This window comes from Pseudoxanthomonas mexicana (assembly GCF_046736355.1).
GTDB lineage: Bacteria > Pseudomonadota > Gammaproteobacteria > Xanthomonadales > Xanthomonadaceae > Pseudoxanthomonas_A > Pseudoxanthomonas_A mexicana_B.
Window position 1 is genome coordinate 2379583 of the sequence record NZ_CP157201.1, and the last position, 12604, is coordinate 2392186.

A 12604-nucleotide genomic window follows, 5' to 3' on the forward strand; every position below is an offset into this window, starting at 1 on the left:
CTGCGTCACGCCGCAATCGGGGGGCGGAACACCTCGTCGAGGCGCAGGCTGCGCCAGATCTCCACGGCCGGCGTCTGCAGGACCTGGATTACGACGCCATGCCATTGCGGCGGCGCGTCGGGCGCGATGAAGCTGAGCACGCCGCAGCAATGGCTGGCATGCACGAGCAGGTGCAGCAGGCTACGCTCCTCGCCGTGCTCGCCGCCCTGGCCGTCGCCGTGCCCGCCTTCAGGGGCCGGATGCGAGGCATGTTCGCCGTCGTGCGCATGGCCCATGCCCTGCCCGGCCTCGTGCACGTCGCCCAGGGCGGCCAGCATCGGCATCGCCAGCACGGCCAGCATCAGCGCGTACAGCGCGGGCGCGCGCAGCAGGCACAGTAGCGGGTGGCGGCGGACGGACATGGGCGCGGATGGTAGCGCCGCGCGCAGGTGTTAAACAATCACGGCCGGCGTCGCAGGCCCGGGTTCTCCATCGCGGGATCCGTATCGGCGTGCCCATGATGGCGCGGCTTCGCCTGCGCCGCCCTTGCGGTCGAATCCGCAAGGGCGGCGTGACCGGCACTCAGAACTTGTAGCTGAAGCCCAGCAGCGTGGTCCTGCCGTATTCGAAGAACTTCTCGGGACGGTTGGCCGGGTCGCCGTCGTTGTAGGCGGCGAAGGGCTCGTCGCCGATGTTGCTGACCTGCAGGTACAGCGACAGCCCCTGCAGCGCGCCCTGGTTGAAGCTGTAGTTCAGCTGCGCGTCCTGCACGGTCTCGCCGGCGATGCTGATGGTCTGGTAGTCGGCGCCGAAGCCGCGCGTCTCGCCGCGGAAGTCCGAACGCGTGCGGCGGCTGTAGCGGATCGAGAAGCCGCCGCGCTCGTAGTAGAGCGTCGCATTGGAGACGTACTTGGACAGGCCCGAGATCGGCTCGCTGGTGCCGGGACCGTTCGGCTGGATCGAACTGCTGGTGTCCGAATAGGTGGCGATCAGGCCCAGCCCGTTCAGCGGCGCCCACAGCAGATCCAGCGGCAGCGAAGCGGTCAGCTCGACGCCCTTGATCGTGCCGCCCTCGCCGTTGAACGGCTGGTTGATGCGGCCAATCGTGGAGTCCGGATACACCGTCTGCCCGGCCGGCGGCGGCAGCGGATAGCCGGCGAAGTCGAACTCGATGTCCTGGTTGTAGATGTAGCTCTTCAGATCCTTGTGGAACCACGCCACGCCGAGGTAGCCGCGATTGCCGGCCTGGGTGGTGAAGTACTTCTCAACCGACAGGTCGATGGCGTCCGCCAGCCAGGGCCGCAGCCTGGGATTGCCGCCGCCCGCGGACCACTCGCTGCGGGTCACGTCGATGCCGACGTTCATGCCGGCCTGGAGCTGGTCCATGCGCGGACGCGCCATCTGCCGGGCCAGGCCGAGGCGGAACACCGTCTCCGGCAGGAACTCCAGGCCCAGGTTCAGGCTGGGCAAAGTCACCGAATAATCGATGCCATCGGTGACCGCGGTGCCGACCGGATTGCCCTCGAAGGTGCTGTAGCCCTCGGAGGACTGGTCGATGTAGATCTTCTGCACGCCGACGTTGCCGCGCAGCGGCATGCTGCCCAAGTCGGTGTCGATGGCCGCCTTCACGTAGAACGTCGACAGTTCTTCCTCGACCGACCAGTTCTTGGCGGCGATGTCCTGGTGGTAGTTGTAGACGTAGTTGTAGATGCCCGACGCCAGCACCTGGTTGGCGTCGAACATGCCGAACCGGCCGATGCCGCCGAAGTCGAAGTCCTGGATGCTGCCCGGGAACGGCGCGGTGACGCCGAAGCGCCCGCCCGTGCAGTCGGTGAGGCACAGCTTGGCCTCGATCGAGCTCTTGTCCTTGGTGCGCTTGCTGTAGTTGGCGCCGAAGTCGATGTTGCTGACGAAGCTGTCGTCGAAGCTGCGGATCGCGTTCAGCCGGAACGCGCGCAGCTTGTCGTTGACCTCGAAGTCCTTGATGTAGCCGTCCTGGCCCCAGCCGCCGGCATCGGTCAGCACCAGCGCGCCCGGGTCGTCGAAGTTCGCGCCGAGCACGTAGTTGTAGTACAGGCGGCTCGGATCCAGCGATATGTCCAGCGTGGTGTAGCCGTTGTTGGTCGAGAGGCCGGCATAGGTCTCGAGCACGCGGAACTTGCGCTCCACCTCGGAGATCGACGCGTCGGCGTTGATCAGCCAGTGGTCGCCGACGTGGAACTTGTTGTTGAAGCCGATCGAGTTCAGGCGGTCGTCGATCGGGTTGCTGTCCATGCGCAGCACCGGCGAGACGTTGTCCCAGACGCTGTTGGTGATGGTGTTGTTGCCGGCGACGGTGTAGCCGGGGCGCAGCTGTCCGGAGCCCCAGATCGTGCCGAACTCCATGCCGGTCTTGATCTCGGTCTTCTCGAACTTCGAGTAGAACCAGTCGAACGTGCCCTCGTAGACGTCGTTGGGCTTGAACTGCAGGGTCGCGGCGACGCCGGTGCGCTCGTGGTTGTTGTCGAACCGGTAGAGCTTGCCGCCGCCCAGCACGGTGGTGCCGTTGGGACCGTCGGTGAAGCCCCAGACCTCGTTCTGGTAGCCGGGCTGCGGGCTGTCCATCTTCGACACCGCCAGCATCAGGCCGAGGGTGTCGTCGGCGAACTGGTCGACGTAGGTCGCGCTGAAGCGGTAGCCGTTTTCCTTCTGGTCGCGGATCTTGTTCTGGTCATAGCGCGCGTTGAAGCTCATCACCCGCTCGGAGAACGACAGCGGGCGCACCGTCTGCAGGTCCACGGTGCCCGACAGGCCCTGGCCGACCAGCGCCGCGTCGGGGGTCTTGTAGACGACGACCTGGCTGAGCAGTTCGGACGGATACTGGTCGAACTCGACGCCACGGTTGTCGCCGGTGCTGGCCTGCTCGCGCCCGTTCAGCGTGGCGGTGGAGAAGTCGCCGGCAAAACCACGGATGTTGATCTGGGCCGCGCGGCCGCGCTCGCGTTGCGCGGTCAGGCCCGGCAGGCGCGCGATCGACTCGGCGATGCTGGAATCGGGCAGCTTGCCGATGTCCTCGGCGGAAATGGCCTCGACGATCGAGGTGGAGGTCTGCTTGGTGTCGATGGATTTCTCGATGGCCGAGCGGATGCCGACCACGGTGACCTTGTCGAGGTTGGTGGCTTCCGCCGGGTTCTCCTGCCCGCCCGCGGTCGCTTCCTGTGCCTGGACGCCGGCGGCCGTCAAGGCGATGGCCGAAGCCAGTGCAGCGCTGAGTAGATTGCGCTTGAGTTGCTGCATTTTTACCCTCTCCCAAAGGTCGTTGTCGAAAAAAGCCGGGCCCCTGCGTGCAAGTGGGCATTTCGGCTGCATGGCGGGGCTATCCGCCCCAAAATGTGCCGCCATGTTAGTCGTGCGTCGCAGTGCACAAACCGGTCTTGCATACGTATTCATAGGGGTTTCGCGCATCGCTGGACGATAGTTCCGGCATCGCCGCAGCCGGCGCGAGGAGAATCGAAATGCGAACCCGCCTGATCGCCGCGGCATTGGCCGCATGGATGACAGCCCTGCCTGCGCAGGCCGGCGCCCCTGCGGTGGTTGCCGATGCGAGCGTGGACGCCGCACAGGCGCTGAAGCTGCATGTGCCCTCGCCCGACTGGCGCGACCAGATCGTCTACTTCCTGATGATCGATCGCTTCGACGACGGCGATCCGTCCAACAACGACCAGGGCGCGGGCGAATACGATCCGGCCGACCACCGGCGCTACAGCGGCGGCGACCTGCGCGGCGTCGCCCGCCGCATCGGCTACATCCGCGAGCTCGGCGCCACCGCCGTTTGGATCACGCCGCCGGTCGCCAACCGCTGGTGGGACCCGCTCTCCAACTACGGCGGCTACCACGGCTACTGGGCCGAGGACTTCGAGGCCGTCGATGCGCACTACGGCGACCTGGACGACTACCGCCGGCTGTCGCACGCGCTGCACGAGGCCGGCATGTACCTGGTGCAGGACGTGGTGGTCAACCACACCGCCAACTTCTTCAGCTACGGCGAGGACTGGCGCGAGGACGACCCGGCCCACGGCTTCCGCCGCATCGCCGACGCGGCCGGCAGGAAGGCGCCGCGCAGCGCACCCTTCGACATGAACGACGCGCGCGACCCCGCGCAGCGCCAAGCCGGCGTCTACCACTGGACGCCGGCGATCCGCGACTTCGGCGAGCGCCGGCAGGAACTGGATTTCCAGCTCGCCGACCTGGACGACCTGAACACCGGGAACCCGGTGGTGCGGCGCGCGCTGCGCGATGCCTACGGCCACTGGATACGCGAGGTCGGCGTGGACGCGTTCCGCATCGACACCGCGTTCTACGTGCCGCCGGAATACTTCGACGACTTCATGCATGCCGACGACGCCGACGCGCCGGGCATGGCCGAAGTCGCGCGGCGGACCGGGCGAAGCGACTTCCTCGCCTTTGGCGAGGGCTTCGCCATCGACCGGCCGTTCGACGAGGCGCAGATGCGGCGCATCGACGGCTACATGCGTGGCGGCGACGGCCGTGCGCTGCTGCCGTCGATGCTGCAATTCCCGCTGTACGGCACGCTGAACGACGTGTTCGCGCGCGGCGCGCCGACCGCGCAGCTCGGCCACCGCATCGCCGCCACGATGCGCATGCACGCGCGGCCTCACCTGATGCCGAGCTTCGTCGACAACCACGACGTCGATCGCTTCCTCGCCGGCGGCAGCGTCGAGGCGCTGAAGCAGTCGCTGCTGCTGATCATGACCCTGCCCGGCATTCCGACCGTCTACTACGGCACCGAGCAGGGCTTCACCGGCCAGCGCGCGGCGATGTTCGCCGGCGGCTACGGTTCCGGCGGCCGCGATCGCTTCGATGCGCAGGCACCGCTATACCGCTACCTGCAGCAGGCCACGGCGCTGCGCCGGACGCACCGGCTGTTCTCGCGGGGCACGCCGAGCGTGCTGCGCGACGATGCCGCCGGGCCTGGCGTGCTGGCCTATCGCATGGATCACCAGGGCGAAACGGCGCTGGTGGTGTTCAACACCGCCGACGGCGAGCGGCTGATGGACGCGCTGCCGACCGGGCTGGCAGCGGGCACGCGCTTGCGCGGCGCATTCTCGATCGACGGCGATCCCGTCGATGCGGCCGTCGACGCGGACGGCCGCCTCACCCGCGTGCTGCCCGCGCGCAGCGGATTGGTCTGGATCGCCGCGGCGACCGCGCCGGAGGAACGCGCGCGCGCCTTCGCCTCCAGGCCGACGATGGATCCGCTTGCCGCGATGCCGTTGCGGGGCGACTTCGAAGTTTCCGGACGAGCTGCGCCAGGCGCGTCGCTGCAACTGGTCGTCGATGGCGACATCGCACGCGCCGTGCGCGTGCGCACCGACGATGCCGGTCGCTGGCGCGCGACGGTGGCCACGCGCGACATGCTGGACGCCGCCGTCGTCCATCGGCTGGTGGCCTGGGATGCGGCGCGCGATGTGGCCTCCGCCGCGCGCGAGTTCCGCGTCGAGCAGCCCTGGACCCTGCTGGCCGACCATGAGGATCCCGCGCACGACGACCACGGTCCCGACGGCCGCTACGCCTATCCCACCGACCCGGGCTGGCGCGATCACCGCCCGCTCGACATCCGCGGCGTGCGTGCCTACGGCGCCGGCGGCGCGTTGAAGCTGGAACTGCGGATGTCGCGCCTGCTGACGCTGTGGAATCCGGCCAATGGCTTCGACCATGCCGCGTTCACCGTCTTCCTCGGCCTGCCGGATCGCGCAGGCGGCAGCACGCTGATGCCGCTGCAGAACGCCTCACTGCCCGAAGGCATGCGCTGGCACTACCGGCTGCGCATGCACGGCTGGTCCAATGCGCTGTTCTCCTGGCACGGCGCCGATGCGCGCAACGAGGGCCGCGTGGCCTCGCCCTCGGCCAGCGTGCGGGCCGATGCGGCCCGCGGCACGCTGACGCTGATCTTCCCCGCCGGCGCGCTCGGCCATCCGGAGTCGCTGTCGGGCCTGAAGATCTACGTCAACGCCTGGGACTACGACGGCCGCTACCGCTCGCTGTCGCCGCAGGCGCAGCCGTACGGATTCGGTGGCGGCGACGGCGAACGGGATCCGCTGGTGATGGACGATACGCGGGTCATCGTGGTGCCTTAGTCCCGCGAATTCTTAATCGTCATCCCCGCGAAGGCGGGGATTCCCTGCCCTGAAAGGGCCAGGAAAGTCGCTGGGTCCCCGCCTTCGCGGGGATGACGAATGAAGGTTTCTTGCAGGGCTCTACATCCAGAAGAAGTTATCCATCATCTCGCCTATTCGACCACGTACACCACAGCCGTGCGCGCCGGCACGCTGAAGCTTCCGTCGGCCGCGTCATAGCGCGCCTGCTCGCGCGGCCGTGCATCGGCAGCACCGGCCGTGCGATGGACCGGGTGCAGCACGTAGCGCTTGCCGGCATGCCCGTCCAGCGTCAGCGTCTGCGCCTGCGGCGAGACGTTGACCAGGTAGAGGATCTCGCGGAAGCCCGCGTCGTCGAGGCCCTCGCCGTCCAGATGCCCCGCCATCACCAGCGGATTCTGCGCCGGCCCGCTGTCGGGGAAGCGCAGGCGGCGCTGGACTTCCGCGGCGCTCTCCAGCCGGAACAGCCGCGAACTGGCGCGGATGCGCAGCAGATCGCGGAACGCGTCGCGCGCGAAGGCGATGTCCTCCGGCCGCGGGCGTATCGACGCATCGGCCAGCAGCGGCCGCATCAGCGGCCAGCTCGCGGCGTTGTCGGACGCCGGCGGCAGGCCGGTGCCGAAGAAGTTTTCGCGGTAGGTCCAGTCCAGCCGGTTGAACCAGTCGCCGGAATCGTAGCTGTTGCGATCCAGCGACTTGGATCGCAGCGTTTCGATGCCGGCGTGGAAATACGCCACGCCCTGGCTGAAGGCGACGATCGCCATGCCCAGCGCCTGCACACGCGCGCGGTCCGCAGCCGGGGTATCGCGCGGCAGCTTGAAGGCGTTGATGTCGAACAGGGTCTGGTTGTCGTGGTTGTCCGCGTAGTTGACGACCTCGGCCGGCGCGCTGGCGTAGCCGGCCGGCTGGCCCTTGTAGTCGATCCCGGCCAGCGTGCGTTCCTGTCCATCGTAGGCGGTCAGCCGATAGTCGCGCAGCGTGCCGGCCAAACCGACCCGCACCATGTCGGCCGCCTTGAGCAGATCCTCGCGCGGGCGCGCCGGATCCGCCGCGGCATTCGGCGCGTAGATCAACCCGTTCAGCCAGCCCTGCTCGGCGACCAGCGCCTCGCCATTGTCGGCCGGGCCGCCGCCGCGCAGCGCGTCGCGCGCGCGATCGCTGAAGGTGCCGATACCGGACCCGTTCAACGACGCCTGCGAAGCCTGCACGAAGCGCGCGCCGTCGGCCACCTCGCCGAAGTTCCAACCCTCGCCTATCAGTTGCACCGGCTTGCCGGCGACCGCATCGACGCGGCGCTGGAGCGCTTCCATCGCCGCGCGCGGCTGGTGGCCCATCAGATCGAAGCGGAACGAATCGATGCGGTAGTGCCGCGTCCACAGTTCGGCCGAATCGATCATCAGCCTGGCCATCATCCGGTGTTCGGTGGCGGTGTTATCGCAGCAGGTGGAGCGCTCGACCCGGCCGTCCGCGTCCAGGCGCTGGTAGTAGCCGGGCACGATCCGGTCCAGCACCGAATGCGGATGCTGGCCCGAGGCGCTGGTGTGGTTGTAGACCACGTCCATGCCCACGCGCAGGCCGATGCGGTTCAGCGCCATCACCATCTGCCGGAACTCGACGATGCGGCGCGCGCCGTCGCCGGCGTCGCTGGCGTAGCTGCCTTCGGGCGCGTTGAAGTGGTACGGGTCATAGCCCCAGTTGAAGCAGTCGCGCGCGGCCAGCGCCATCACCGCGGCCTGCTGCGCGTCGCTGTCCGGCGCGGCCGCCGGCACCTGCGGCGTTTCGCAGCCGCGCTCGGGAATGGTGGCGATGTCGAACACCGGCAGCAGGTGGACGTCGGTCAGGCCCGCCTGCGACAGCCCGCGCAGGTGGCGCATGCCGTCCGATTCGGATTCGGCGAAGGCCAGGTACTTGCCGCGATGCTTCGCCGGCACGCTGGCGTCGCCGATGGAGAAGTCGCGCACGTGCAGTTCGTAGACGACCATGTCGGTCTGCGCCTTGACCCGATCCGGGCGCGGCGCGTCATCCCAGCCCGCCGGCTTGAGCGCGGGCGCATCGAGATCGGCCAGGTAGCTGCGCCGCGAGTCGGCGCCCAGGCCGATCGAATACGGGTCGGTCACCCGGTTGCGCACCACGCCCGTGCCCGGCACGTACACATCCACGAGGTAGACGTAGTAGCGGCCGGAGAGATCCCGTGGTGCTCGCCAGGACCATATGCCGGTCCGCGCGTCTTCCTGCAGCGCATGCAGCGCGGTCGCCTTGCCTTCGCCGCCGTCGAACAGGCAGGCCGAGACCGCGCGCGCGGTCGGCGCCCACAGCTTCAGCGAGGTGGCTTCCGCGTCGATGATCGGCCCGAGATCCGACGCCTGCGCGGCATCGGCGTACAGATCGTCCAGCGCGCCGGGATGCTGCAAGGCGGTGAACGCCTCGACGCGGCCCTGCGCGTCCTCGCGCACCAGCAGCAGTTGCCCGCGCAGCAGATCCGGCACGCGCGCGCGATCCTGCGCGGCGAGCGACAGCTCCACGCCGCCGCCGATGAAGCGGAAGCGTTCGGCCAGCGGCGGCGGCGGCGGTTCCTTGCGCGGCGATAGCGACAATATCTCTTCCGCGCCCTTCGGCCGTTTGCCCTGCCGGACGACGAGGCTGGCGGTGGACGAGTGGTAGAGGCGGTAGCGTCCTTCCTGCGCCATCCCGGGCCAGCTGATCAGGCCGCGGTCCAGCCAGTAGGCGCGCGCCTGGCGATCGATGTCGGGATCGGCGCTGGCCTGCAAGGTGGTGGCTAAATTTTCACCGTCGCAATCGGCCAGTGTCGCTGGGGTGGGTGCCGAGGCCATCGAGTACGATGGCGACAACAACAAGCCCAATCCCAGCATGGTCGCCGTTCCCGCGATGATGCGGCGGGAGACATGGACTGCCTGCTTCTTCATCGTCATTTCCGTGCTATCCCATGCGTCGTGGCGATCGGCCTGCCCCCATCCGCCCTTCGGGCACCTTCCCCCGCGAGCGGGGGAAGGGAAAGGCTGCTGGTTACCAACACATGCCGTGTTCGTTTCCTTCTCCCGCTTGCGGGGGAAGGGAAAATCCGATGACCTTCACTCGATACGCGCATAGAACACGCCACGCGGGGGCAGGCGCAGGCGGCCTTCGTCCACCTGCCCCGCGGGCAGGCCGTGATCGTCCAGCGCCTGCACGCTCGAACCCGATGGCAGCGTCCACTCGACCGCCTCCGGCGACAGGTTGAACGCCGCCAGCAGCGACTGCCCCCCGGCATCGCGGCGGAACGCCAGCACCGGCTCGGGCGCGTCGAGGAAGGCGATGGCGCCGTACTGCAGCGCCGGCTGCCGCCTGCGCCAGGTCAGGAAGCCGCGCACCGCGTTCAACACCGAAGCCGGATCGGCCTCCTGCGCCGCCACGCTCATCGCGCGATGCTCGGCCGGGATCGGCAGCCAGCCCAGGCCCGGGCTGAAGCCGGCGTGCTCGTCGCCGGTCCACGGCATCGGCGTGCGGCAGCCGTCGCGGCCCTTGAAGTTGGGCCAGAACGCCTTACCGTAGGGATCCTGCAACGCCTCGAACGGCACCTCGGCCTCCGGCAGTCCCAGTTCCTCGCCCTGGTACAGGCAGACCGATCCGCGCAGCGAGCACACCAGCGCGACCAGTTGCGCGGCCAGCTGCGGCGAGGCGTGCCCTCCGCTCCAGCGCGTCACCGCGCGCTGCACGTCGTGGTTGGATACCGCCCAGCACGGCCAGCCGTGCGCCATCGCCGCTTCCAGCCGCTCGACCGTGGCGCGGATGTACGCGGCGCTGAAGTCGTCGGTCAGCAGCTCGAAGCTGTAGCCCATGTGCAGGCGGCGATCGCCGACGTACTCGGCGGTGGTGGCCAGCGAGTCCTCCGAGGAGATCTCGCCCAGCGCGGCGGCGTCCGGATAGCGATCCAGCAGCCGGCGCAGATCCTCGAGGAAGCCGACGTTCTCCGGCTGCGTGTTGTTGTACCAGTGGTACTGGTAGGCGTAGGGGTTGTCGGGGCTGAAGCCGCGGCCCACCCGCTTGTCCTTGGGCTTGGGCGGGTTGTCGCGCAGTTGCGCGTCGTGGAAGCAGAAGTTGATCGCGTCCAGCCGCAAGCCGTCCACGCCCTTGTCCAGCCAGAACTTCACATTGTCCAGCGTCGCCTCGCGCACCTGCGGGTTGTGGAAGTTCAGGTCCGGCTGCGAGGCCAGGAAGTTGTGCAAGTAGTACTGCTCGCGGCGCGGCTCCCAGCGCCAGGCCACGCCGCCGAACAGCGACATCCAGTTGTTGGGCGGGGTGCCGTCCTCCTTCGGATCGGCCCACACGTACCAGTCGGCCTTCGGGTTGTCGCGGCTCTCGCGGCTCTCCCTGAACCAGGGATGCTCGGCCGAGCAGTGGCTCAGCACCTGGTCGATCATCACCTTGATGCCGAGCGCGTGCGCCCGCGCCAGCAGGCGATCGAAATCGGCCAGCGTGCCGAACAGCGGATCGACGTCGCGGTAGTCGGCGATGTCGTAGCCGAAGTCGGCCATCGGCGACTTGAAGAACGGCGAGATCCAGATCGCGTCCACGCCCAGGCTGGCGACGTAGTCCAGCTTCTCGACGATGCCCGGCAGGTCGCCGACGCCGTCGCCGTTGGTATCGAGGAAGCTGCGCGGGTAGATCTGGTAGATCACCGCGCCGCGCCACCAGTTGTCTTTCTTCATCGCCTGCCCGTGTCCATCGATGCGCGCCGTCCAGCGCTTGGCGCGCGCACTATTCCATGCCATGCCCGCGCTGGCGAACCGCATCGGCGATGGGTGCCGATGAATACGTATGCAGCCGCGCGCGGCGAGCGCATGCGCGATCGCGGGAAGCGCGCGCCCGGCAACGCGCGACGAGCGCAAAATCCCCAGCAACGGCGCGCACTTGCGACCTGCGCGGGACGATTGCCGGCGCGCGACGGCGGCGCCGCCACATGCGCCAGGATGTTTGCGCTGCAGCATGGAATCGCCGCACGTTGCCTGCAAGATGCGCCGACCCACGCGACCGCCGGAACCCGCATGACCGCCAAGCCCACCCTGTCCTTCTGGCAGATCTGGAACATGTCGTTCGGCTTCCTCGGCATCCAGTTCGGCTTCGCGCTGCAGGGCGGCTTCATGTCGCGCATCTTCCAGACGCTCGGCGCCGACAAGGACCAGCTGCCGCTGCTGTGGATCGCCGCGCCGCTGACCGGGCTGCTGGTGCAGCCGATCATCGGCTGGTTCAGCGATCGCACCTGGCATCCCTGGCTGGGCCGGCGGCGTCCTTACTTCCTGGCCGGCGCGATCCTCAGTTCGATCGCGCTGCTGTTCATGCCGCACTCGCCGACGCTGTGGATGGCGGCCGGCCTGCTGTGGGTGCTGGACGCCTCCATCAACGTCAGCATGGAGCCTTTCCGCGCGCTGGTGGCCGACAAGCTGGACGAGAGCCAGCGCGCCTACGGCTTCGTGCTGCAGACGCTGATCATCGGCATCGGCACCTGGGTGGCCAGCAACCTGCCGTGGTTCGTCAACCAGCTCGGCGTGCCCAACGAGGCCGGCCCGGGCGTGGTGCCGCCATCGGTGAAGATCGCCTTCGCGATCGGCGCGTTCGTGTTCCTGGCCAGCATCCTGGTCACCGTGTTCACCACCCGCGAGCATCCGCCGGAGGACATGGAGGCGTTCCGGCGCCAGCGCGGCGCGCAGGGCAACTTCCTTGCCGAGATCCTCCGCCACATTGGCGCGATGCCGCCGCAGATGCTCAGCATCGGCGTCGTGCAGTTCTTCAGCTGGCTGGCGTTTTTCGCGATGTGGAGCATGGCCACGCCGGCGCTGACCGAGCACGTGTTCAAGGCGCCGGCGCCGGATCCGGCGCTGTTCGACATGGCGATTCCCGCCTCGGCGGCCGCTTTCCAGGGCGCCAACGCCGCGTTCCAGAACGCGGCCGACCTGGTCGGCTCCTACATGGGCTACTACGGGCTGTCGTCGATGGCGGTGGCGCTGCTGCTGAGCTTCTACGCCGCGCGCCGGCCGCTCAACCGCAGGGCCGTGCACTTCTTCGCGCTGGGCCTGGGCGGCATCGGCTTCCTGTCGATGTGGTTCGTCGCGCAGCCGGCCTGGCTGATCCTGTCGTTCGCGCTGGTCGGCGTGGCCTGGGCCAGCATCCTGTCGATGCCCTACGCGCTGCTGGCCAGCCACCTGCCGGCGGATCGAATGGGCATCTACATGGGCATCTTCAACATGTTCATCGTCATCCCGCAGATCGTCGCGGCGACGCTGCTGGGCCCGGTGGTGCGCCACCTGTTCGGCAACCAGCCGATCTACGCGCTGGTGATCAGCGGCGCCAGCCTGCTGCTCGGCGCGCTCTGCCTGTACCGCGTGCGCGAGCCGGCGATCGCCGCGCCGCTGGCCGCGGCCGGCCATTGAGGAGGCGCGCATGAAAGTCCCGGCACGCATGCTTTCCGCCGCGCT

Annotated in this window: 6 protein-coding genes; 2 read left to right on the plus strand and 4 right to left on the minus strand. The window is 68.6% G+C overall.

Features of this window, described 5'->3' with window-relative positions; genetic code table 11:
• Positions 1-5 precede the first annotated feature (5 nt).
• Both AAG688_RS10975 and AAG688_RS10980 read right to left on the minus strand, forming a co-directional pair.
• Positions 6-401 (minus strand): hypothetical protein, encoded by a 396-nt coding sequence (locus AAG688_RS10975; RefSeq protein WP_411832270.1) that lies wholly within the window; start codon positions 399-401, stop codon positions 6-8.
• 160 nt (positions 402-561) lie between these two features.
• A complete protein-coding gene (locus AAG688_RS10980; protein ID WP_411832271.1) occupies positions 562-3255 on the minus strand; it encodes a TonB-dependent receptor in 2694 nt (897 codons plus the stop codon).
• 218 nt (positions 3256-3473) lie between these two features.
• On the opposite strand from AAG688_RS10980, the gene AAG688_RS10985 reads away from it, so the two are divergent.
• Positions 3474-6116: an alpha-amylase family glycosyl hydrolase gene (locus tag AAG688_RS10985; RefSeq protein WP_411832272.1), complete on the plus strand. Its 2643-nt coding sequence runs from the start codon at positions 3474-3476 to the stop codon at positions 6114-6116.
• 152 nt (positions 6117-6268) lie between these two features.
• Here AAG688_RS10985 and AAG688_RS10990 read toward each other — a convergent pair whose 3' ends face one another.
• Entirely contained in the window at positions 6269-9058 is a 2790-nt protein-coding gene (locus AAG688_RS10990; RefSeq protein WP_411832273.1) for an alpha-1,6-glucosidase domain-containing protein, read from the minus strand.
• Between the two features lie 165 nt (positions 9059-9223).
• Entirely contained in the window at positions 9224-10840 is a 1617-nt protein-coding gene (locus tag AAG688_RS10995) for an alpha-glucosidase (protein ID WP_411834989.1), read from the minus strand.
• 336 nt (positions 10841-11176) lie between these two features.
• On the opposite strand from AAG688_RS10995, the gene AAG688_RS11000 reads away from it, so the two are divergent.
• On the plus strand, positions 11177-12559 hold the full coding sequence (locus AAG688_RS11000; RefSeq protein WP_411832274.1) for an MFS transporter: 1383 nt from the start codon (positions 11177-11179) through the stop codon (positions 12557-12559).
• The last annotated feature ends 45 nt before the right edge of the window (positions 12560-12604 follow it).